Genomic DNA, 22,063 nt, shown 5'->3' with positions numbered 1-22,063 from the left:
GGACTTTTATTTTGATTACCTGATTCCTTCTGGCCACTTATCAATATACCATCATATTTTCCAATGATCAGAAGGTTAGATAATTACAATTATTTGAATAATATCATAGCGTAGGAACTAACAACTTTTCCGCATAATACGCTTTCACGAACGGCGGCTTTGCAAGAAAACTTTCAATCTTTGTGACCATTCTATGGAATGTTCCGCTGAATACATAAGCATCCGAATCAGCTTTCGTCTTCCATAAAGTTACTGCAATATATTCATTCGAAGGCTCGGTTGGTTCTAATAACATGAGATCGATCAAACCTTTCTGCGATGAAACAACTGGAACAATTTCTTCCATATAAACTCCTTTTGCGTCCTTAATTCTGGAAGGAACAAACTCGCAGTAGGTTAAGCGTACATACATGATTGCCTCCTCTTTTGAATTGTTGCAAAAATCGTTTCAGAGGCTGCGGATATAAATGATAATCAAAAAGTAGGATTTACCGCCACAAAAGTACACTAATCATTCAAACGACAAATTTTAAATTGCCAACCCAACCTTATGAATGTTCTCCCTCACATCACATTAAAAACCCTTTTATTAAACACTCCTCACCCTCAATATTCAAATATCACAATATCCCCTTTAACTGCCTTCTCTTACCCTGTCAGCTCCACTCTAACATCTGTCATCTATTATCTCCCTTTCTCTATTCGTCATTCCCTCCATTCCCATCATTCCCCACCTCTACAATAACTTAATCTTATGACTAATTAAACGATAAAACAAAGAAATTTGCGCCGCAATTGGCGGGATCTGTGTATGTACAAATATTTATTATTCTTTATTATTTTACTTTCTGCAGTTAATGTTGAGGCGCAAATATTTAAAGTGCATGGAAAAATTGTTAACAGCAAACAGGAACCTTTACCTTACGTTACCATCAGGGTAAAAGAGACCCAGGCCGGGTTGATGACCAGGCAAGACGGAAGCTACGAGCTCAACCTGGCTGCAGGCAATTACCATCTGGCTCTTTCAATGATTGGCTACAAAAACATGGAAGTTCCTCTTATTGTAAATGATAACCTCCAAAAAGACATTACACTAGAAGAAGAATCACAAAATCTTTCAGAAGTTGTAGTCAAAGCCAAGGTAAGAGACAGGGCTGAAGAGATAATGCGGCAGATCATCCGGAAAAAAGACAGCATACAGGCAGCAGCCGGAGCTTACTCCTGTAAAGTATATATCAAAGCAGTTCAGGAAACTTCCGGATCAAAAGATCAGGAACAAGTAACGAGCAGCCTCAAAAATGACAACGACTGGCAGGGCATGTCAATGGCCGAAATATTATTGCAATTAGATAAAGAGGGAGAAAACAAGATCAGGGAAGAAAGACTGGCTGTGAAGAAAGGTGGCAACACCAAAAGACTCTTTTACCAATCCGTTACAGAAGGCGACTTTAACTTTTATGACAATCTGGTAAAAGTACCAACAATATCCCCTACTCCCTTCGTGTCTCCCATTAGCTACAACGGGCTGGTAGCTTATAAATTCAAAACCATTAAAGTTCAGCGGTTTGGAAAGCACCGTATCTATACATTTTCTGTAAAACCCTTACAAGTCACCAATGCAACCATTGAAGGTGAACTTACTGTTTCAGACAGTGCATGGGTAGTGCTGCACGCCCGCTTCCGTTTTCCCAAATATCACTTACAGGAATTCGACTTTTTTGAAGTTGAACAGGACTTCAGCTTCGTCAATAATACTGCTTGGATGCTTACCCGTCAACAGTTTACCTATAAAACCGGCAGTAGCAGGAAAACATATGCAGGACAAACGGAAGTCACTTATTATGATCACCAACTCAACAAACGTTTTGACAAGCGCCACTTTACCAATGAACTAAGCGCCACCGCAGCTGAAGCTTATGAAAGAGATACTACATACTGGCAAACGGTACGCAGTCGGCCTCTAACAGATAAAGAAGCCATTTTTTCACATTACCAGGACAGCATGCAACAGGTAGCCCTTTCTAACGTCTATCTCGACTCTGTCGATAAATTGATCAACAAGATCACATGGAAAAAACTAGGCTTTTTTGGTCAATCCTTCCACGATCATCGAAAAGAGCGCACCTGGCACCTGTCACCACTCATTACTTTATACAAACCTTTTGCTTTTGGTGGAGGTCGTCTCAGTGCTTTTGCATATTACTCTAAAACATTTTCTTCTCGTAAAAACCTGAATGTAAACACCGACCTAAGCTATGGTATTCGTAATGGAGATGTGAATGGAAACATCGAGCTGTCAAGGATGTACAATCCATACAACCGTGGTGTTTTCAGAATGTCAGCTGGAAGAGACTTTGCTTTTATCTATGAGGGAGATGCCTGGATCAACATGATCAAACGCAACAACATCTATTTGAATAACTATATAGGTGCAGGCCACGGCATTGAAATCATAAACGGACTTGTGCTCAATACTGATGCCCAGATCGCTTTTCGCCGTTCCGTTAACGAATATAAAACCGGCAAACTGGTAGACAGTCTTTTGGGCGATAGATTGGATTTGGATAATAACAGTGCAATCACTTTTCAGCCTTACAATGCCGTTTATAGTAAAGTGAAACTGCAATACACGCCTGCACAACGTTACAGGCGCGAGCCAAAAGAGAAGGTCATTCTAGGATCAAAGCTCCCGACCTTTTATGTACAGTGGGAAAAAGGTATTTCCGGTATTGCAAGTAGCAAAATAGACTTTGACTACCTGGAGTTTGGAGTAGAACAAATGATGAACCTCGGGTTACTAGGCGTTTCAAAATATACCATCAAATCAGGTGAATACTTAAACACAACTGACTTGAGACTGATTGACTATAAGTTCCAGCGCCGCGGCGACCCGCTTATGTTCATGAACCCCCATAAGGCATTCCAGTCTCTCGACTCTACCTTCCCTGTCTTCAAACGCTTTTATGAAGGTCATATCTTCCATGAATTCAATGGCCTGTTCCTGAACAAGATCCCGCTGTTCAAAAAGCTGCAGTTACGCGAAGTTGGTGGTGGTGGTTTTCTATATGCACAGGAACGCAACCTGACGTATGCCGAATTGTTCGTAGGCATTGAAAGAGCTTTTGAATCCCCCTTCAACCCATTGGATAAATTCAAGATAGGTGTTTATGTGGTAGGCGCTGCTGCCAACCAATTCAGAAATCCTGTCCAGTTCAAAGTAGGCTTCACCACTTGGGATAAAAGAAGGAATAGATGGTTCTAAAAAACCACTATTCTTCTTCCATAAACTCATCCAGTTCCCTTCTTTGCTTCTTAGTAGGCCTCCCAATCTTACTGGGACGTTTACCGGTATGGAAGGAAGCTGCCTGGAACTGGAGTCTGTCCAGTTCCTCCTGGGGCGTCACATCTATATAATACTTGATAGCTTCAGAATAAGCCATACGGTTATGCAATAACCCCGTCACCTTGACCACCCACTTTTTAGCTTCAGTCTTCACCTCATATTCATCACCTACAGATACATTCTTTGCGGCTTTTACCGAAGTACCATTTTGCTTCACTTTTCCGGTATCGCACGCAGCAGCAGCCATCGTTCGTGTTTTAAACAACCTGATAGCCCATAAATATTTATCAAGACGCAGTTTTTCTTTTTCTGCCATAAATAAAAATTATCTACAATTATTAAGTCTCAAAGATTAAACCTGAATCTCTTTCTAAATGGTCTTTCTGCTTCTTTAACAATAATAATCTTGTTCTGCCCTACCCCTCAGCCGTCTCGCTTCCTTCATTCCTCCGCCCGCCCTAAGCCGTACCGACTCAATACCTTCAGTATAGATCAAGCATACCTGAAGCATACTTACAGCATACTAACAGCATACCTGAAGCACGAAACAGATTTTGACCACTAATCCCCTCAACCTCGAATTCCAAATCTCAAAATTCCGAAATCTCTAAATCCCCATCTCCTCCACTATTCTTTCTCATCAAAAAAGCAAAGCCGCTCATGAATGCGAACATTATGGAGCGGCTTCTCTTATTACTTCAGATCACTCCTAGCTCTCCGCAAAGAACTTATGGAAGTAAGGAATGGTCTCAATCCCCTTGTAATAATTCTCAAGATTAAACTTCTCGTTAGGCGAGTGCAGGTTGTCACTATCCAAGCCAAAACCCATGAAGACGATCTTCACGCCTAGTTCTTTTTCCAGTATGGCACAAATAGGAATAGAGCCACCTCCACGCACTGGAACAGGCTCCTTGCCAAAGGTCTCCTTTATAGCCTTGGCAGCAGACTGGTAGGCTTTGCTTTCAATTGGAGTCATATAAGCCTCACCACCGTGATGCTCAAACGCATTTACTGAAACAGAAGGCGGAGCAATCTTCCTGAAATGATCCAGTAATATTTGCGTGATCTTTGCTGAAGATTGATTAGGCACTAGCCTTGCCGAGATCTTTGCAGTAGCCTTTGAAGGCAACACTGTTTTAGCCCCCTCTCCCATGTAGCCACCCCAAATGCCGTTTACTTCCAGAGTAGGACGGATACCAGTTCTTTCATTAGTAGTATATCCTTTTTCACCCCATAGTTCTTTTACGCCGAGGTCTTTTTTATACTCCTCTTCATCATAAGGAGCCTTGGCCATCAGCTCTCTTTCTTCTGGTGTTGCTTCTACCACATCATCATAAAAGCCAGGAATGGTTATATGGTTGTTCTCATCATGACAGGAAGCGATCATTTTTGCTAGTATAGTAATAGGATTGGCAACAGCGCCGCCATAAACACCGCTGTGCAAGTCGCGGTTAGCACCTGTTACTTCTACTTCAATATAAGATAAACCTCTTACGCCAATATCCAGCGATGGGTTCTCCATGCTGATCATAGCACTATCACTGATCAGGATCACATCAGCCTTCAACAACTCTTTCTGTGCAGCAATAAAGGCGGCCAGGTTAGGAGAACCTACCTCTTCCTCTCCCTCGATCAGAAATTTTATATTCGTAGGCAGGGATGCCGTTTTGATCATGGTTTCCATGGCCTTCACGTGCATATAAAACTGCCCCTTGTCATCTGCACTTCCCCGGGCATATACTTTACCATCCTTTATTACTGGCTCAAATGGCCCGCTGTGCCAAAGTTCCAAAGGATCTGCTGGTTGTACATCATAATGGCCATAGACCAATACCGTAGGCTTAGAGGGATCTATGATCTTTTCACCATACACTACTGGATGACCTGCTGTTTCCATTACCACTGCTTTATCAGCACCTGCATCCAAAAGGTTTTGCCGCACCTGCTCGGCGCAACGACGCATATCATTCTTGTGTTCGCTTTTAGCGCTTATCGACGGAATGCGCAGCAGGTCAAGCATTTCCTCCAGAAAGCGTTCTTTATTCTTTTCCTGATATTCCTTCCAGGCTTGCATAATTTATAATTTTAAGTGAACTTAATGATGAAGTGATAAAGGTAAATGTCTGGGCGGGTATTTGATAGTATTTAATTAAAACCGTTCCTTATTATAACTTTGCGGCCCTAAACAAAAAGCTTCATGGTTAAATGTGTTTGTATCGATGATGAGAACCGCCCTGCAGAAATACCTGTGGATAAATGGGTGAAAAAGGATGAAGAATACCGTATTACACATGTTTATTTTCATCCAAACCAGGGCATACAGGGGTGCACGCTCTATGAAAAGCCCCTGGACGAAAGTTGTAAACCTTATGAAACTTTTAAACTTTCCCGTTTTGCTATTCACCTCGAAGATCTTCCCGCCTTTATTGAACTCTGTAAACTATGTACAGAATTAAATGAGGTGGAAATTAAAGAACTAATAGAAGAATCCGAACTGCAAACAATATAAAACATTTCAGGAAAGAAGAGCATATCTTCTGATGAACGTATACGTTCATCAAACAGTAATGATTATTCCGTTCTATCAAAACAAAGATCAGGAGGAGGAGTTCCATCCCTGCCTCATGATTGATGGAACGGAATGCTCATGATTGATGGAACGGAATAATGATATTCCCTTAAATGTGTCTGATACACAAAGCTTTCAGAATGAAAGAGTAAGTATTTGCCTGATATTCCTTCATCCTTGCATACAAGCATTTCAACCGCACTTTACAGGTATTGACCTAATCATGAAAACAGGAACAACTCTACAGGAGTAGTTTTGCCATCGTTAACAACTTGGTAGTAGAATACTTTGAAAAACCTGATAATCTGTACCCCACGGGTTTACAACTTTCTTTAGATACTATGGATGCAAATAAAGAACATATAATTCTTTGCGTGGATGATGACCCGGATGATTTACACCTGCTTCAAATTGCATTAAAGGAAGTTGGCTCAAATCATAAAATTGTAGAGGCTTACAATGGCGAAGAAGCTTTGATAATGCTGAAAGAAATGAAGCATAATGGCAATTTGCCTTGCCTTGTCGTCCTGGATATTAATATGCCGAAGATTGATGGCAAACAAACACTGGTATCCATTCAAAAGGATGAAGAAATGAAGTCCATGCCTGTTGTGGTTTTTACCACATCATCCAACCCGCTGGATCAATTGTTTTTTGCAAAAAAGAATGTGGAGTTCATTACCAAGCCTATTCAATACAATACGATGTTTGAAGTCGCAAACAGGCTTTTAAGCTTTTGCAAGGTGTAAAGCTCCCTGCAATGGTTTAATAGGAACAACATCTCATGATATCATTACCAGTTTAATGGTAAATACAGAAAAGCCCTGGACAGCCAGGGCTTTTCTGTTATAAATCAATGAATTGTTAATAAATTCTTATAGATAACTTATTCTTTTAGTTTAAGTAATAGCAAATGCACCTATGGGATTCTGATGCAATTTTCAAAAGCATTTTTTAAAATATTCTTCACTACATTGCAAAAAAAAGCCCCTTGTAGAAACAAAGGGCGTCTAACGATTGCTTGCCATATGAAAAGAGATAATTATATTCTTTGTGCTGGTTTTTACAGCTTTAAGCAATTTTTCATGTAAGGATTGCTTTATCTTAACGATTGTTGCCTGCCGTATCACTCAATTGCTGAAACAAAAATAAGCACTAATGATGCGGTATCTAAACAAATATTCAGAAACAACATCATGTCAAAAGAGTTAATTTTTTGTTGAAACCCTTTACAGCATTGAGTTTCGAAAGATCGTTTATATTATGTCCAACCGATATTCAGATACGTTATTTCAGTTGATTCACTCTTTAGAGAAGTCCGAAAAAAGGCACTTCAAGCTCTACATTAAGAGAAGTTCTGCCAAGGAAGACTTGAAAGTAGTGCAGCTTTTCGATGCCATGGATAAAATGCAGGACTATGATGAAAAACTGCTGCTAAAGAAAATGGCCGGAACTGAAAAGCCTCAGCTTTCTAATTTGAAAACCCACCTTTACAAACAAGTATTGGCGAGCCTGAGGCTTTTGAAAAAAGCAGAAAACATCGTACTCGAACTGAACGAGCAGTTAGACCATGCCCGTATCTTGTATTTCAAAGGGCTTTATCAGCAAAGCCTGAAAATTTTGGATAAAGTCAAAGAGCAAGCCAACGCATACAACCAGGATACAGTATTAATACAAGTAATATCTCTGGAAAAGAAGATTGAGATACTTCACTCCACGCGCGGAATGCAAAACCGTGCAGACCGCCTGACCGCTGAAGCCAATGATGTACACGAAAGGAGACGGAATATTACTCAACTCTCCAATCTTTCCCTTCAATTATACAGTTGGTTTGTAAAGAATGGTCCCGCCCGGAACGAAAAAGAAGAAATAGGCGTTAAGCAGTTTCTCCGTGAAAACCTGCCAGCTAACGCCCACAAACATACAGGCTTCTATGAAAGGCTTTACCTCTACCAAAGCTACTTTTGGTATGCCTACATACGCCAGGATTATTTAATGAGTTACCGCTATACACAAAAGTGGGTAAACCTCTTTAAAGAACAGCCCTTTATGATCAATGCCGAAACAGGACATTACATAAAAGGAATGCACAACCTGCTAAACTCCCTTTTTAACCTTCGTAACTACCAAAAGTTTGAAAAGGTGCTCCGGGAGTTTGAAGATTTTACAGAAACAGGAATTGCCAAACACCACGATAACTTCAGGGTACAAACCTTTGTCTATATAAGCAGCGCGAAAGTAAAACAGCATTTCATGGCCGGCACCTTCAAAGAAGGCCTCTCGCTGGTTCCTTATATGGAAGAAAAGCTGGAGGAATATGCATTGTTCCTGGATAAGCACCGGCTACTTACGTTCAACTATAAAATAGCCACCTTATACTTTGGTGCGGGAGATTATGAAACTTCCATAGACTACCTGCAGCGCATCATCAACGAAAACATTGATGTAAGAAATGACCTTCAATGTTATGCACGCCTGCTTCACCTGATGGCGCATTATGAATTGGGCAATTATGATATCCTTGAATCGCTCATGAAATCGGTCTACCGGTTTATGGCTAAAATGGAAAAGCTGACCGTTATGGAAGATGAAATGCTGAAGTTTGTCCGCTCTTCTTTCCTGATTTCACGCCATAAATTGAAACAAGAGTTTGAGAACTTTTTACAGAGGATAAAGCAATATGAAAAGAGTCGCTTTGAGGCCCGTTCATTTGCCTATCTGGATATTATTTCATGGGTTGAAAGTAAGGTATACCAAAAACCTATGAGCACAATCATCCAGGAAAAATACCAGAAAAGCAAAAAAAGAGTGTATCAGGAATATTAATGCCAAATGGATATTCCTATCCCCAGAGAGACGTTACCAACGCAATCACAGTTATTTTCTTCCCGGAGAAAATAACAGCCTGCAACCCTCGTACAGGATTGGCACTGCTCAAAGAGAACCCGGATATACTTTCCCTAAATAGCATACCCCTGCAAAGCATAGATTGGGCTAGGAGAGAGAAAGTAACGTTTCTGGACTTCATTTAAAGTATGGTTTTGCTATAAACGAAAAGTCTAATAGCCCATATTACCATTAGATCTATATTTAAGCTGGTTGTGTAACTATGACACAAAAATGAAAGTTTAAAGTAAAAAATCTAAAAAGGGACGACAGAACCAATCATTGCTCTAAAAAAAATCAACTTTTTTTTAGAAGTCTGATAACAATCATAACATTTATTAAATAAGATCAACGATATTTGGTAAAACGACTTGCCATGCGAACAGTAAAAAACGTCCTAGAGACAAAATCTAAGAGATTTAATACCGTTTCCCCAGAAACACTCGTTATTGACGCTTTAAGCCAGTTGAGCAGCCTGAACATCAGCTACCTGATAGTCATGCAGGGCGACCAGTTTAAAGGGATATTCACCGAACGAGACTACAGCAGAAATGTCATTCTAAGAGGCCGAACCAGCAGCACCACCCCAGTCCAAGAAGTAATGTCTACAGATTATCCTATTGTTGATATTACAGACACTATTGCTTACTGTATGAGGTTGGTCAACATGCACAAAACCCGCTACCTTTTAACATTTGATGACAACCATAAATTCGCAGGCATTATTACCATTCACGATCTTCTAAGACAAGCTATTTTAGATACAGAGGACAAACTAGATAACAACCTGGCAGTACAGCTGATTAATCAGGAAGAAGCAAGACATTTTGTTTTTTGATCACTCACGAACGAAAGTTTTAAATTTTAATTCGTACTAACGCTAATTGCTTAACAGAACGTCAAACAAAGAAGAGGCAGCTAAGCTATTCTCCCTATTTGTTTGACGTTTACCATTTTAATGTTCCTGTTAAGTTAGATGACCTCTCCAGGTAAGATCAGTGCTTATTCATCACCTTCTCCCATAACTTAGGAATACGCTTGATCCAAACAATCTCCTTTTTCTTTTGCATGGCATCTTCCGCAGGAGAGCCAAAGTATTTCTTACCACCCTCAAGGCTTGCTGGCACACCACTTTGAGCATACAATTCCGCTCCTTTTCCAATTGTAAGCGTTTTGCTTACACCAACCTGCCCCCATAAAATAACATTATCCTCAATAATCGTGGCGCCAGCTATACCTACCTGTGCAGCAAACAAACAATTCCGCCCCACAACTGTATCATGCCCAATGTGCACAAGATTATCCATCTTAGTACCGGCACCAATAACTGTATCCCCACTTACACCACGATCAATCGTACAATTAGCTCCAATCTCCACGTCATTTTCAATGACTACCCGACCACAGCTCAACATTTTCTTGTAGTGAACATCGCGGTTTGTTTTCTTATTATAATAGAAAGCGTCCGAACCAATGATAGTACCTGGCTGAATGATTACATTATCGCCAATAATGCAATGATCCATGATTACTACATTAGCATGGATAATACAATTGGAGCCTATTCGTACATGATTGCCGAGAACAACACCTGGCATAACAATAGTATTTTCGCCAATGCTCGCCGAATCACTAACAGGCTTTTTTAAAGGTTGAAAAGGACGAAATTGCTGAACGATAGTAAGATAAGCCTCAAATGGATGTTCTACTAAAAGCAATGCCTTGTGTGAAGGAAAATCAGTCTTTTGATTGATGATGATATAAGTTGCCGCAGAGTTAATACACTTATCATAATATTTTGGATGATCTACAAACACCAGGTCTCCTTCTTCTACCTTGTGAATTTCATTGATGCCTGTAGCAACACCTTGTTGATTGCCGATAATTTCTGCTCCAATCAATGATGCTATTTCGGTTATTGGAACCGGTCGTTCAAAACGCATTTTTTAGATAAAGATAAAGGGAGTTTGGAGTTTATGTTTTGGGTTTATTGTTAAAGGGATAATTACTCAATGAACAAAGCAATGAACAATAAAATCAAGTTTACTCATGATCATAATACACAATGACCAGTACAACTGAGACCAAATTTTTAAGTTCAAAATCATTAATCCACAACACAGATTTAAAAATGTGAATAAAAATGTTCCTAATTTTTTTTAGTATGGAAAAAATATTTTTTAATATTGTGATAGGAAATTTATTTCCTGTACTTACTAACCCATCTACATATTAGCCTCGCGATCGCGAGGCTTTTTTTATTTTGATCATAATCATCCCTTGCCGCACATGATTTACAAGAGAATTCAAATATCTTTATCCTTTATCAAAATGTACTTACATGCTAAAATCTATGACTGGTTTCGGAAGGGCTGAACGCACTGTTGGCGGGAAAACTTTTTTAGTCGACATCAAATCATTAAATGGAAAGCAGTTTGAATTGCAGCTTAAGATGCCAGCTTTTTTGAAGCCATTTGAATTTGATATCCGAAGAGTGCTATCTGAAAACCTATTGCGGGGATCGGTTGACTGTATGATCAGTTTAAAAGATACAGGCAACGCCAAGCCTGTTACCATAAACACCCAGCTTGCCAAGGCATATTACCATTCACTCGCATCCCTGTCTGCTGAACTGAATCTTGATCCTTCCTCTATTTTAAGCACGCTGGTGAAACTTCCTGAAGTAATTACGCCAACCAGTGAAACGCTTACCGACGAAGAATGGAATGAGTTTGAAAAAATTCTCCTTGCTGCTATTGAAGACCTTAATCAGCATCGTGTAGAAGAAGGCAAGGCATTGCAGGCAGATTTACAACAGCGCATTGACAATATTATGATCCAGCAGAAGAAAGTAATAGAACTGGAACCTCTGCGCCAAAAAAAGATCCGGGATGGAATTGTAGGACTCCTGGAAGAAAGAGTAGGTAAAGATGCTTATGATGGTAACCGGCTGGAACAGGAACTGATTTATTATATTGAGAAGATCGACATCAGCGAAGAGCAGGTGCGACTGACCAACCATTGCGAATACTTTCTCTCAGTGATGATCGATGAAGAAAACTCAAAAGGCAAGAAGTTATCTTTTATACTTCAGGAAATAGGCAGAGAAATCAATACAACTGGCTCCAAAGCTTATGACTCAACGATCCAAAAGTGCGTGGTACTGATGAAAGACGAGTTGGAAAAAGCAAAAGAACAGGTGTTGAATATATTGTAAATCTAAAAGCCCATAAAGTCCGGAAGACGAATATTGAAGGATACATTCTTTCGGACTTACCTCCTTTCCACTTTCTGGACTCGTTTCCATTGCTTTACTTTTGCAAAAAACATTTGATTTTGAAAAAGGAACGTAAACTATACTTTACTCTTTATACACTGCTACTCTCCTGCCTATTGCTCTCTTCGTGTAGTAAAATTGATCTTTATGAAAAAGTTTCCAACATGCCACGCCATGAATGGAAGAGTAGTTATAAACCCAAATTCGAGTTTGCCATAAGCGATACATTGTCGCCTTACCAATTATATCTGATCTTCCGGCACAACGAAAAATATAATTACAACAACCTTTGGCTTAATCTGTACGTCCAGGCTCCTGGTAAGAAATCAGAAAAGTTTACACTTGAATTACCTCTGGCTACAAACGAAAAGGGATGGATGGCAAGTGGCATGGACGACCTGTATGAACACAGGATTCCCATTACACTCGATCCGGAAAAGGTAAACTTCTATAAAGCCGGTAATTATACTTTCATCCTCGAAAATATCATGCGCGAAGAACCTTTGCAAAATGTAATGGGGGTAGGGATCAGAATGGAAAAGAAAGCACAATAAGCAACGGGCAACAGGCAAACGACTAAATTAGCCATTACCGATTTGCCTATTGCCGATTGTCTAATGCTTATTAATATTAACTATTATGGCTGATGAAAGCAGAAGGAAGCTACGTCGGGCAACGATCATTTATTGGGTATTGTTGCTTTACATCGTTGTAGCCTTAGCCTGGTGGTTCCTGGTTTTAGAAACGCAGAACCATCAAATCTATCAACTGAAGATGGATAAGATTGAACATATGCGTTCCGATCCTGTTAGCTTTAACAAGGAACGCTTATCCATTGAGGATCATAGAAAGAGAAATACCATCAGGCATATTGGAGAAGGCACAACCTTCTTATTGTTCATTATCCTGGGTGCAGTCTTTATCTTCCGCTCTGTAAGACGGCACTTTCGTCTACAGCAGCAGCAACAAAACTTTGTAATGGCGATTACGCATGAATTGAAAACGCCTATAGCTGTGGCTCGCCTTAATCTGGAAACAATGCAGAAACATCAGCTAGATGAAGCCAGGCGCAGTAAACTAATGAAAACAACGCTGCAGGAAACGCTGAGGCTTGATATGCTCATCAATAATATTCTACTTTCATCACAACTGGAAGGCCACTCATATCATATCTCAAAAGAAGAACTGGACTTTTCCAGGCTGGCAGCAGATGTGGTACATCAATTTTCTTCCCGCTACCCCGATCGTCATATTAAGGAGGAAGTTGAGTCTGATGTAACACTTTATGGAGACCCCCTTCTATTAAAGCTGCTGATCAGTAATCTTCTGGAAAATGCCAACAAATACTCTCCTCGCGAAAAACCGGTCTCCTTTCAATTGACCCGTAAAGACAAGGAGATATTACTGCAGGTGGCAGATGAAGGACCAGGGATTGAAGATGTCGAAAAGAAAAATATCTTTAAAAAGTTTTACCGGATAGGAAACGAACAAACACGCAATGCGAAAGGAACTGGCCTTGGACTTTACCTTTGTAAAATCATAGCACATGACCACAAGGCCTTTTTTACAGTGACGAATAATAAACCTCTAGGAAGTATTTTTACCGTACACTTTGACGCTAAATAATCTGGAATGGAACAAACAAAAAAGCCATCGATCCTTTTAGTGGAAGATGAAGAAAACCTGCACGAAACATTAAAAATGAACCTTGAGCTTGAGGGATACGAAGTAACCTCAGCTTATGATGGTGCCGCAGCTATGAAGGCATCCCAGAACGAGTATTTTGATTTGATCATCCTGGATGTAATGATTCCTGAAATTGATGGTATCAATGTAACCCAAAACATCAGGCTGACCAATGATGAAGTTCCTATCTTGATCTTAAGCGCAAAAAACACCAGTAGTGACAAAATACTTGGCCTGAAGAAAGGAGCCGATGATTACATGACCAAACCTTTTGATCTGGAAGAATTATTACTCCGTATTCAGAAACTGATCAATAAGAGTAAAAAACTACAGGAAAAGACCACGATTGGCGAAACCTATGACTTTGGCGGCAATAGTATAGATTTTAAAGCTCAGGAAGCAAAGACATTAAGGGGAGAAAAGCTCCAGTTGAGCAAGAAAGAAGTAATGCTCCTGAAATTATTGATTGAAAACAAGAATGAAGTAGTGCCCCGTGAGAAAATATTGCAATCTGTTTGGGGTTATAACGTATACCCCACTACGAGAACAATAGACAACTTTATTTTGAACTTCCGCAAATATTTTGAGGAAGACAGCCGCACTCCTAAATTTTTCCATTCGGTAAGGGGAGTTGGTTATAAGTATACGGAGGTTTAGGGGCCGGGGGTACGCTGGGGGTTATAAGTCCCCCAACTGCGGTCTTATAATAATTTCTTCAACAGTTGCCTGCAGAGATAACTGGCTGGCAGTATATACTAATTGGGCAATATCATCGGCTTGCATGATTCTTTCCTCTGCGACAAATCCCTTCCAGGAATCAGTGAATACAGCGCCGGGTATGAGCGTTGTTACCTTTATTCCGTGAGGCATTAATTCATGCCTTAAATTCTTTGAAAAACCATGCAATGCAAACTTACTGATGCTATATGAACCACCGCCCGGATAAGCCTTTAAACCAGCAATAGAGCCCATATTAAATATATGACCGGACCGCTGCTCCATAAACCTGGGTAATAAAGCCCTGGTAAGGTGGTAAGCACTGCATAAATTAACATCCAGCATTTCTTCAAGCGCTCCGTCTGGCTCATCGGATACATTGCCAGGAACAAAGGTTCCTGCATTATTGACCAAAATATCAACTGAAGACGCCTGTTCCAGCACCCACCTGGCTAAAAACTGAGCCTGTTGCTTTTTCCCCAAGTCAAATGCTTTGGCATGCACAGCAACAGAAGGAAACTCTGCCTTCAATTCTTCAGCAGCCGGTAATAAACTCTCTTCGTGACGGGAACTCAAAAACAAATCATATCCATTTGCAGCAAATTTCCTTGCAATAGCTTTGCCTAATCCTCTGGACGCACCAGTAATAACAACATTCATAGACTTCATTTTGGAGGTGGACGAATGTAGAGAGAAATGCCGAATAATTTGTCAATTGGAAAGTTTGGCATTTAGAGCTTTGTATTTTTGAGCCCTATCATGAAGTATAAACATATATTTTTCGACCTGGATCATACCCTCTGGGATTTTGATGCCAATGCGAGGCAGACACTTGAACAAATGCACTTCGATCTGAAACTGGCAGAGAGAGGGGTTCATGACTTTGAGCTCTTTTATAATAATTATCTGAAGCATAATGAAAAACTGTGGGAACGCTACCGCAAGGGATATATCAAACAGGATGAACTGCGCCTGAAGCGAATGTGGCTGGCTTTATTGGACTTTAAGATTGCAGATGAAACATTGGCAAGGGAAATGAGTGACCTGTTTTTACAGTTGCTACCAAGCCGCACCATCATCTTTCCTCACACCAAGGAAATTCTTCAATACCTTACCAATAAGGGTTATCAACTTCATTTAATTACCAATGGCTTCGAAAAAGTACAGCTATGCAAGTTGCAAAGCTGTGGATTGGACCACTTTTTCAAGGCAGTAATCACTTCCGAATCATCCAACAGCCTAAAGCCTGAAAAGGAGATATTTGAGTTTGCCATGAGTCAAACAGGAGCTACTGTGAAGGAAAGCATTATGATTGGAGATACGATTGAAGTGGATATCGCAGGTGCCATAAATGTTGGCATGGACCAGGTACATGTGAATTACAGCGGTGCTGAGCAAAACCTGAAGCCTACCTATACGGTTAGGACACTGAAAGAGCTGGAAGATATATTCTGAGCTGGACTGGAGGTATGGAATTAATAAAAAAGCCCCGGATGGGGCTTCTGTTTTTAGGTTGTTTTTGTGAAGTGCCAACTACAATTTCTCTTGTTGGCATTATGGTGGTTTGTCTTCTTCTGAGTCTCTTTTTTCACGGCTTCTTTCTTCGCATCTTCTTTTACAGCTGGTTTCTTCTCAACGGTTGCATACACTATGGTGGCCGTGGTTAGCAGGCCTGCGGCTGCAAACAGTAAGGGCTTTTTCATAGCTGGTGTTTGCGTTAAGATACAACAATTTTCCAGCAATACTAGCAACCACTTACCATTTTCCCAGGACTGTTACGCCACCCTTTACTTTTTGGTTGATCTGGACATCAATCTTTGTGTCTAAGGGTAATAACAGATCCACCCTGGAACCAAATTTAATAAAGCCCATTTCACTCCCCTGCTCTACTTTGTCACCAGGCTTTAAATAGTTGACAATACGCTTGGCAAGTGCACCAGCGATTTGCTTCACCAGGACTTCTTTGCCTCCGGCCCGATAAACAACAGAATGTCTTTCATTGTCGGTAGAAGACTTGGGATGCCAGGCTACAAGGTATTTCCCTGGGTGATATTGGCTATATACCACTTCACCAGTGACAGGATTACGATTCACATGCACATTCAAGGGGCTCATGAATATTGAAAGCTGGATTCTCTTGTCCTTGAAATACTCATCGGGCTGCACCTCTTCAATTACAACAACTGTACCGTCGCAGGGAGCTACCAAAGAATCCTCTCCTATTGTATGTGCGCGCCGCGGAATGCGGAAAAAAGAAAAGATAAATAGCAGCAAGCAAAAGGTAACAACAAAAATAAGCCAGCTAATCAAGGGTGAATAAGCACTGATAAAAAACAGGGTAACCAGATTGATAATGGCAAAAATGATGATTGCGATAGCAATACTCCTATGCCCTTCTTTGTGAATTTTCATGTATTAAACTAAAACGCCAAAGTTAGGTGTTTGCTATTAACCTCTGAAAGGGATATTGACATATTGGAATATCTGCATGATGAATAGAGGTTTGAGATAGTGAAAAAAACTTTTCAGGGCTCAAGTACGGCTCAAGTAGGAATGAGGGGGATGGGAGGGTCAAAATTGATTTCGTGCTTCAGGTGTGCTTCAGGTATACTTCAGGTATGCTTCAGGTATGCTTCAGGTATACTTGAGGTACGAAGGATACATTTGGGTTTGGGGGACAAAACCGGTCAAAAGCGGTCAAAGCGGTCAAAATGGCCGGGGTGGAAACAGGTGAACTGTACTACATCAAATTCGTATGCTTTACATTTGTTAAAAAAAGAAATGCCGACCAACGAATGGTACAAGAACTGGTTCAACTCACCCTATTACCATAAATTATATTTTGACCGCGATGAAGCTGAAGCCAGGAAGTTCATAGAGAACCTGTTAAACCATTTTAAACCAGAAGGCGACAGTCGCATCTTAGATGTTGCTTGCGGGAAAGGAAGGCACAGCAAACTGTTAGCGACCAATGCTTATGACGTAACAGGTATTGACATTGCAAGTGACAGTATCCAGTATGCCAAACAGTTTGAAAACGGCAAACTTCATTTCTACGTTCATGACATGCGCCTCCCCTTTTGGGTCAACTATTTTGATTATGCTTTCAACTTTTTTACCTCCTTTGGTTACTTCAATACAAGGCGCGAACATGATGATGCGATACGGACGATCGCCGGATGCTTAAAGCCAACAGGCACTATTTTGTTCGACTATTTAAATGTTCACTATGTCGAAGACAGGCTACTGCACAACGAGGTGAAAACTATAGATGAAACACAGTACGAAATTCACCGCTGGCACGATGATTCGCATTTTTTCAAAAGAATTATTGTTACAGATCCCAATTTAAAAGAGCCTTTAGAGTACACGGAAAAGGTAGCCAAGTTTAGCCTCGGAGACTTTACCGATATGTTATCTTTTCAAAAAATGCAGGTAACAGAGGTTTTCGGTGACCACGACTTAAATTCCTATGATGTACGAAAAACACCCAGGATGATTGTTGTGGCAAAGAAAATCTAATGCTCTCCGCCTACGGCGGACTGAGGGTGTGCAGGTCCTTATTATTCATCAGCATCCACTTTGCTGTTTCGTAATATGCGGTCGTAACCTGCGACAGCTTTTTCTTAATTGAATCTTCCTGGGCAGAGGAAAAGTATTTTCCAGGCATCAGGTGCAGTTCTTCTCTTTTGAAATTGAGATTTTTGGTGAAATAATAGTCATCTGTAAGCATGCCGATCTGGCCTTCGTCATGATAGATAATGAAGGCATAGTCGTTATTCTTCCGTTTATGCAAAACGTCACGCCCAAGGGTGGTATTGATGTAAGACTGCCCGGTTAAGCCGGCGATAGTTGGTAAAACATCAATTTGAGATACTACTTCACCTCGTTTTTGCGGAGTCAGCAATTTAGGCGCATAAAAAAGCAACGGCACATGTTCGTCAGTCAGGCGCTTATCAGTCCAAACTTTGGGATACACTTCCCTTGCATTGCCTGAAACGCCATGGTCGCCGATGAATACAAAAATGGTATTTGAAAAATACCGCTCTTTGCGCGCAGCTTCAATGAATTTCTGAATGCAGAAGTCTGCGTACCGGAAAGAATTAAACTCATCTACAGATTCAAAACCATATTTATGCAAAGAATCAGGGTGCAGATCCTTTCTTTCAAATTCAGATTCACTTTCAGGGATCATGAATGGGCGGTGGTTGTCAGCAGTCTGCACAATGGCAAAAAAGGGTCTTGTTTGCTTTGCGAGCACCTCATTGGCTTCCAGGAATAAGTCTTTATCCGAAATCCCCCATACATTGACAGGCTTCGCTTTAAACCTGCCTTCCGTAAACATTTGCAGGCCTTTGATATTCTGCAGTATGCCCTCAAAGTTGTTGAATGAGGCACTTCCACCCAGGAAGTACATTTTCTCATATCCCTCAAAATGGTTGATAATGGTATGTTGCTTTATTGCCTCGGGATTGCGGGTTGAAAATTTAGACAGTTGTACATCAGGGATGCCGGTCAATGTAGCAAACAACCCCCTGGCTGTTGAGAAATGGGGCGTAAAGCAACGTTCAAAGAAAATTCCGCTATCGGCTATCGACTGGAAAAACGGCGTTGTATTCAGCAGATTCCCACTCATGCTGCTTTTATACATGCTGAACGATTCACACAGCACCAATACGACATTTGGCTTTGACTCCAGGGAATGGACGCCCGGCGCCATTTCACGGCGGTAGGAAAACTCTTTGGCAGTTAATCCCATCCATTCGGCAACGACAGGAAAACTCTCCCTCGCCTGCTTTTCATTGAATTGCGGCCTCCGGAATTTCAGGGTAGTGAAAAAATTTTGCAAAGGATTCAGGGCCAGATAAGATTTAAAGCTATCCTGCAAAACAAATGCACGGTTCCATTTCAACGGCTGCAGGCCGGCATTGCCATACACTAGCAAACCAAAAAAGACAGAAGCGATCACAAACCACTTCCTCCGGTAGGGAATTCCCAGCCCTTCTGTTTTGGAAATAACATAAATATGCATTTCCCGGAACATGCGCCGCAGAAGCAATACAGCAATGATCAAAGCCAGGATCAGCCAGAACATCGGGTATGATTGCCATAACATGGATAATGAGATACCCGGATCTTCCATGAAATTCAGGGCGCTTGCATTGAGGCGGGTTTTATTGTAAGAAAAGCATCCAAAGTCCGCTGCAAAGAAAAAAACGACAAAAAAAGTGGCAAAAGCCAGGTACCAGGTCCATATTTTTTTATTCCGCTCAGAATAAAAAGGCGATAAAGCCGGCCACATGCTGATCAAAATAATAGGCAATAACAATAAACTGATCCAGCGAAGATCGTAACGCAGACCCAGTAAAAAAGAAGGCAAAAGATCAGTAATTGATTGATCTTCAGGATGAAATGCAAAATATGTAACCAGCCGGAAACTGGTGAACATCAGCAGGTAAATCCCTAAAAGATTGATGATCCAAAGCAATGTTTTGGGTAAACGGGTTTTCGCGAGCATAATTTATTACTGTTTGGCAGTTTAGGCTTGAACATTCAAACACCACCTTTGCACTCCGCAAAGCAACAAAATTTTAAGTGTCACGAAAACACAAAATCGGCGAAAAGGTCTCATTCTCTTACATTTGCGACATGCAGGCCGTTATAATAGCTTCATCAGTTTGGGAACAATTGGATTTATGGGATAAACGGCTGTTTATAAAACTGAACAGCGGGTGGACCAATCCTTTTTTTGATACCGTACTTCCTTATTTCCGCGATTCTGTTTTCTGGGCGCCCCTTTATTTATTTGTTTTGGCTTTTATCACACTCAACTATGGCAAAAAAGGCTGGTGGTGGAGTATAGCCTTTCTCTGTACCATTGCGATTGCCGACATGGTGAGCAGCCGGGTTTTCAAAGAAGGTTTTGAACGCTTGCGCCCTTGCAATGATCCCTTCTTTTTCGATCATGTGCGCCTGCTGCTCAAACACTGCGCGGGAGGATATAGCTTCACATCTTCGCATGCAGCTAACCACTTCGGCATGGCAACTTTTGTAAGCATCACCTTATACTCCACTTTTAAAAGGTGGATCTACTTAACTTACCTATGGGCATTTTTTATTGCCTATGCTCAAATCTATGTAGGTGTGCATTATCCGCTGGACGTTTTGGGTGGAGGAATATTGGGAGTCTTGGCAGGGCTTTTGACAGCTACAGTATATATTAACAAGGTAGGAAAATTAAATTTAGAGTAACTTTCATTCCAAATGGACATAATCATATTGTTGGGGCTAATTTTTTTGAATGGCCTTTTTGTGATGTCGGAGATTGCGCTAGTGTCCGCTCGTAAAGCCAGACTAGAAAGCATGGCCGAAAAAGGCGATAAAAAGGCAGAAACGGCACTGAACCTGTCCTACTCCCCTGAAATCTTCCTTTCAGCAGCACAAATAGGCATCACCCTGATCGCCATTATTACGGGTGTTTATTCAGGCGAGCGCTTTAGTATCTACCTGCAACCCTTAGTAGAAAAAGTAGATGCATTTAAGCCTTATGCGGAAACCATCGCCACAACATTGGTTGTCATGGTGGTTACTTTCTTGTCTATTGTTTTTGGCGAATTGATCCCAAAGCGAATTGGGCTGACCAGCGCTGAAAAAATTGCGCGTATTATGGCCACGCCCATGCTTGTCTTTTCAAAAATTACACACCCGATTGTTTGGTTGCTGAATATCACAAGCAATTCATTTTTTAAGCTTTTCAATATTAAAAGCTCTAAAGATGATACCGTGACTGAAGATGAAATTAAAGCCATTATCTCAGAAGGTACAGAAGCAGGCACTATTGAAGAAGAAGAAAAAGAAATGATTGAACGGATCTTTCACCTGGGTGATCGCAATATCACATCCCTTATGACACACCGGAGCGATATCGTGTGGTTTGACATTAATGATAATGAAGAGAAGATCAAGGAAAAGATTATGTCAGAGCCTCATTCAGTCTATCCCATTTGTGATGGTGAAATTGATAACATCAAAGGAGTGGTTTCTATAAAGGACTTGTATGTGGCCGACGATATGACCCTGTTCAAAAACTTAATGCATCAAGCCTTGTTTGTGCCAGAAAACAATACAGCCTACCAGGTGATGGAAAAATTCAAGGAATCAAAAATCCATTCTTGTTTTATTGTAGATGAGTATGGCAGCTTGCAGGGAATGATCACATTGAACGATATCCTTGAAGCTATCGTGGGCAACATTCCGCAGACCGAATCTTTAGATTACGAAATTGTAGAACGGGAAGACGGCAGTTTTCTCGTTGATGCGCAAATTCCTTTTTACGACTTTCTTAGCCGCTTTGAAAAACAGGAATGGGTAAATGAAAGTGTTCATGAATACGACACCCTGGCAGGATGCATTTTATATGAACTGGAACGTATACCTCAGCCGGGAGATAAAATGCAATGGAAAGGCTTCACATTTGAGATCATGGACATGGATGGACACCGCATCGATAAGGTGCTGGTAACGGCAAGCCCGGAAATACTTGATGAAATGGAGGAAGAATAAGCATTAATGCACTCCGTCAAGG

At 40.9% G+C, this 22,063-nt stretch carries 21 protein-coding genes; 13 read left to right on the top strand and 8 right to left on the bottom strand.

What is annotated here, in order from left to right:
• Nucleotides 1-103: 103 nt before the first annotated feature.
• Nucleotides 104-412, bottom strand: coding sequence for an antibiotic biosynthesis monooxygenase family protein (locus tag OCK74_RS01805; RefSeq protein ID WP_279295270.1), 309 nt, complete (start codon nucleotides 410-412; stop codon nucleotides 104-106).
• Between the two features lie 372 nt (nucleotides 413-784).
• On the opposite strand from OCK74_RS01805, the gene OCK74_RS01800 reads away from it, so the two are divergent.
• Entirely contained in the window at nucleotides 785-3,262 is a 2,478-nt protein-coding gene (locus tag OCK74_RS01800; RefSeq protein ID WP_279295269.1) for a DUF5686 and carboxypeptidase regulatory-like domain-containing protein, read from the top strand.
• A gap of 7 nt (nucleotides 3,263-3,269) precedes the next feature.
• On the opposite strand, the gene OCK74_RS01795 is transcribed toward OCK74_RS01800, so the two are convergent.
• Both OCK74_RS01795 and OCK74_RS01790 read right to left on the bottom strand, forming a co-directional pair.
• Nucleotides 3,270-3,659 carry an RNA-binding S4 domain-containing protein gene (locus OCK74_RS01795; RefSeq protein ID WP_279295268.1) on the bottom strand — a complete coding sequence of 130 codons (390 nt, stop codon included), beginning with the start codon at nucleotides 3,657-3,659 and terminating at the stop codon, nucleotides 3,270-3,272.
• A gap of 393 nt (nucleotides 3,660-4,052) precedes the next feature.
• Nucleotides 4,053-5,417 (bottom strand): dipeptidase, encoded by a 1,365-nt coding sequence (locus OCK74_RS01790; RefSeq protein ID WP_279295267.1) that lies wholly within the window; start codon nucleotides 5,415-5,417, stop codon nucleotides 4,053-4,055.
• A gap of 123 nt (nucleotides 5,418-5,540) precedes the next feature.
• Here OCK74_RS01790 and OCK74_RS01785 point away from each other — a divergent pair, with 123 nt between their 5' ends.
• The 4 genes from OCK74_RS01785 (at nucleotide 5,541) to OCK74_RS01770 (ending at nucleotide 9,636) form a co-directional block, all read left to right on the top strand.
• Nucleotides 5,541-5,852, top strand: a complete 312-nt coding sequence (locus OCK74_RS01785; RefSeq protein ID WP_279295266.1) for a hypothetical protein — start codon at nucleotides 5,541-5,543, stop codon at nucleotides 5,850-5,852.
• A gap of 401 nt (nucleotides 5,853-6,253) precedes the next feature.
• Nucleotides 6,254-6,661: a response regulator gene (locus OCK74_RS01780; RefSeq protein ID WP_279295265.1), complete on the top strand. Its 408-nt coding sequence runs from the start codon at nucleotides 6,254-6,256 to the stop codon at nucleotides 6,659-6,661.
• A 514-nt stretch (nucleotides 6,662-7,175) separates the two neighbouring features.
• Nucleotides 7,176-8,738, top strand: coding sequence for a hypothetical protein (locus OCK74_RS01775; RefSeq protein WP_279295264.1), 1,563 nt, complete (start codon nucleotides 7,176-7,178; stop codon nucleotides 8,736-8,738).
• Between the two features lie 436 nt (nucleotides 8,739-9,174).
• Nucleotides 9,175-9,636, top strand: a complete 462-nt coding sequence (locus OCK74_RS01770; RefSeq protein WP_279295263.1) for a CBS domain-containing protein — start codon at nucleotides 9,175-9,177, stop codon at nucleotides 9,634-9,636.
• Nucleotides 9,637-9,793: 157 nt separating this feature from the next.
• On the opposite strand, the gene OCK74_RS01765 is transcribed toward OCK74_RS01770, so the two are convergent.
• A complete protein-coding gene (locus OCK74_RS01765; RefSeq protein WP_279295262.1) occupies nucleotides 9,794-10,741 on the bottom strand; it encodes a UDP-3-O-(3-hydroxymyristoyl)glucosamine N-acyltransferase in 948 nt (315 codons plus the stop codon).
• A 398-nt stretch (nucleotides 10,742-11,139) separates the two neighbouring features.
• On the opposite strand from OCK74_RS01765, the gene OCK74_RS01760 reads away from it, so the two are divergent.
• From OCK74_RS01760 to OCK74_RS01745, 4 genes are all read left to right on the top strand, one after another.
• A complete protein-coding gene (locus OCK74_RS01760) occupies nucleotides 11,140-12,015 on the top strand; it encodes a YicC/YloC family endoribonuclease (protein ID WP_279295261.1) in 876 nt (291 codons plus the stop codon).
• A gap of 119 nt (nucleotides 12,016-12,134) precedes the next feature.
• Nucleotides 12,135-12,629 (top strand): gliding motility lipoprotein GldH, encoded by a 495-nt coding sequence (locus OCK74_RS01755; protein WP_279295260.1) that lies wholly within the window; start codon nucleotides 12,135-12,137, stop codon nucleotides 12,627-12,629.
• An 85-nt stretch (nucleotides 12,630-12,714) separates the two neighbouring features.
• Complete coding sequence (locus OCK74_RS01750) at nucleotides 12,715-13,701, top strand: sensor histidine kinase (RefSeq protein ID WP_279295259.1); 987 nt, start codon at nucleotides 12,715-12,717, stop codon at nucleotides 13,699-13,701.
• A 6-nt stretch (nucleotides 13,702-13,707) separates the two neighbouring features.
• The gene (locus tag OCK74_RS01745; RefSeq protein WP_279295258.1) at nucleotides 13,708-14,418 is read left to right on the top strand and encodes a response regulator transcription factor; all 711 of its coding nucleotides are present in this window, start codon (nucleotides 13,708-13,710) and stop codon (nucleotides 14,416-14,418) included.
• Nucleotides 14,419-14,439: 21 nt separating this feature from the next.
• Here the strand turns inward: OCK74_RS01745 and OCK74_RS01740 are convergent, their stop codons facing one another.
• Nucleotides 14,440-15,138, bottom strand: coding sequence for an SDR family oxidoreductase (locus OCK74_RS01740; protein ID WP_279295257.1), 699 nt, complete (start codon nucleotides 15,136-15,138; stop codon nucleotides 14,440-14,442).
• 99 nt (nucleotides 15,139-15,237) lie between these two features.
• Between OCK74_RS01740 and OCK74_RS01735 the strand changes: the two genes are divergently transcribed.
• Nucleotides 15,238-15,933, top strand: a complete 696-nt coding sequence (locus tag OCK74_RS01735; protein ID WP_279295256.1) for a YjjG family noncanonical pyrimidine nucleotidase — start codon at nucleotides 15,238-15,240, stop codon at nucleotides 15,931-15,933.
• Nucleotides 15,934-15,986: 53 nt separating this feature from the next.
• On the opposite strand, the gene OCK74_RS01730 is transcribed toward OCK74_RS01735, so the two are convergent.
• Nucleotides 15,987-16,181: a hypothetical protein gene (locus OCK74_RS01730; protein WP_279295255.1), complete on the bottom strand. Its 195-nt coding sequence runs from the start codon at nucleotides 16,179-16,181 to the stop codon at nucleotides 15,987-15,989.
• A 52-nt stretch (nucleotides 16,182-16,233) separates the two neighbouring features.
• Entirely contained in the window at nucleotides 16,234-16,890 is a 657-nt protein-coding gene (locus OCK74_RS01725) for a phosphatidylserine decarboxylase family protein (RefSeq protein WP_279295254.1), read from the bottom strand.
• Between the two features lie 369 nt (nucleotides 16,891-17,259).
• Between OCK74_RS01725 and OCK74_RS01720 the strand changes: the two genes are divergently transcribed.
• Nucleotides 17,260-18,000, top strand: coding sequence for a class I SAM-dependent methyltransferase (locus tag OCK74_RS01720; protein WP_279295253.1), 741 nt, complete (start codon nucleotides 17,260-17,262; stop codon nucleotides 17,998-18,000).
• A gap of 10 nt (nucleotides 18,001-18,010) precedes the next feature.
• On the opposite strand, the gene OCK74_RS01715 is transcribed toward OCK74_RS01720, so the two are convergent.
• On the bottom strand, nucleotides 18,011-19,996 hold the full coding sequence (locus OCK74_RS01715) for an LTA synthase family protein (RefSeq protein WP_279295252.1): 1,986 nt from the start codon (nucleotides 19,994-19,996) through the stop codon (nucleotides 18,011-18,013).
• 77 nt (nucleotides 19,997-20,073) lie between these two features.
• Here OCK74_RS01715 and OCK74_RS01710 point away from each other — a divergent pair, with 77 nt between their 5' ends.
• Both OCK74_RS01710 and OCK74_RS01705 read left to right on the top strand, forming a co-directional pair.
• Entirely contained in the window at nucleotides 20,074-20,730 is a 657-nt protein-coding gene (locus OCK74_RS01710) for a phosphatase PAP2 family protein (RefSeq protein WP_279295251.1), read from the top strand.
• 12 nt (nucleotides 20,731-20,742) lie between these two features.
• Nucleotides 20,743-22,041 (top strand): hemolysin family protein, encoded by a 1,299-nt coding sequence (locus OCK74_RS01705; RefSeq protein ID WP_279295250.1) that lies wholly within the window; start codon nucleotides 20,743-20,745, stop codon nucleotides 22,039-22,041.
• The last annotated feature ends 22 nt before the right edge of the window (nucleotides 22,042-22,063 follow it).

The sequence above is a fragment of the Paraflavisolibacter caeni genome (genome assembly GCF_025628885.1).
GTDB classification, from domain to species: domain Bacteria; phylum Bacteroidota; class Bacteroidia; order Chitinophagales; family Chitinophagaceae; genus Flavisolibacter; species Flavisolibacter caeni.
The sequence above is the reverse complement of the archived record's forward strand: the minus strand, read 5'-3'. Positions and strand labels throughout refer to the sequence as shown.

What these genes read in the sequence shown, in the direction of transcription:
- OCK74_RS01715 (WP_279295252.1), bottom strand. Translation starts at nt 19,996, where the DNA reads ATGCTCGCGAAAACCCGTTTACCCAAAACATTGCTTTGGATCATCAAT.
- OCK74_RS01705 (WP_279295250.1), top strand. Translation starts at nt 20,743, where the DNA reads ATGGACATAATCATATTGTTGGGGCTAATTTTTTTGAATGGCCTTTTT.
- OCK74_RS01770 (WP_279295263.1), top strand. Translation starts at nt 9,175, where the DNA reads ATGCGAACAGTAAAAAACGTCCTAGAGACAAAATCTAAGAGATTTAAT.
- OCK74_RS01730 (WP_279295255.1), bottom strand. Translation starts at nt 16,181, where the DNA reads ATGAAAAAGCCCTTACTGTTTGCAGCCGCAGGCCTGCTAACCACGGCC.
- OCK74_RS01780 (WP_279295265.1), top strand. Translation starts at nt 6,254, where the DNA reads ATGGATGCAAATAAAGAACATATAATTCTTTGCGTGGATGATGACCCG.
- OCK74_RS01740 (WP_279295257.1), bottom strand. Translation starts at nt 15,138, where the DNA reads ATGAATGTTGTTATTACTGGTGCGTCCAGAGGATTAGGCAAAGCTATT.
- OCK74_RS01765 (WP_279295262.1), bottom strand. Translation starts at nt 10,741, where the DNA reads ATGCGTTTTGAACGACCGGTTCCAATAACCGAAATAGCATCATTGATT.
- OCK74_RS01745 (WP_279295258.1), top strand. Translation starts at nt 13,708, where the DNA reads ATGGAACAAACAAAAAAGCCATCGATCCTTTTAGTGGAAGATGAAGAA.
- OCK74_RS01735 (WP_279295256.1), top strand. Translation starts at nt 15,238, where the DNA reads ATGAAGTATAAACATATATTTTTCGACCTGGATCATACCCTCTGGGAT.
- OCK74_RS01720 (WP_279295253.1), top strand. Translation starts at nt 17,260, where the DNA reads ATGCCGACCAACGAATGGTACAAGAACTGGTTCAACTCACCCTATTAC.
- OCK74_RS01805 (WP_279295270.1), bottom strand. Translation starts at nt 412, where the DNA reads ATGTATGTACGCTTAACCTACTGCGAGTTTGTTCCTTCCAGAATTAAG.
- OCK74_RS01750 (WP_279295259.1), top strand. Translation starts at nt 12,715, where the DNA reads ATGGCTGATGAAAGCAGAAGGAAGCTACGTCGGGCAACGATCATTTAT.
- OCK74_RS01725 (WP_279295254.1), bottom strand. Translation starts at nt 16,890, where the DNA reads ATGAAAATTCACAAAGAAGGGCATAGGAGTATTGCTATCGCAATCATC.
- OCK74_RS01795 (WP_279295268.1), bottom strand. Translation starts at nt 3,659, where the DNA reads ATGGCAGAAAAAGAAAAACTGCGTCTTGATAAATATTTATGGGCTATC.
- OCK74_RS01790 (WP_279295267.1), bottom strand. Translation starts at nt 5,417, where the DNA reads ATGCAAGCCTGGAAGGAATATCAGGAAAAGAATAAAGAACGCTTTCTG.
- OCK74_RS01785 (WP_279295266.1), top strand. Translation starts at nt 5,541, where the DNA reads ATGGTTAAATGTGTTTGTATCGATGATGAGAACCGCCCTGCAGAAATA.
- OCK74_RS01760 (WP_279295261.1), top strand. Translation starts at nt 11,140, where the DNA reads ATGCTAAAATCTATGACTGGTTTCGGAAGGGCTGAACGCACTGTTGGC.
- OCK74_RS01775 (WP_279295264.1), top strand. Translation starts at nt 7,176, where the DNA reads ATGTCCAACCGATATTCAGATACGTTATTTCAGTTGATTCACTCTTTA.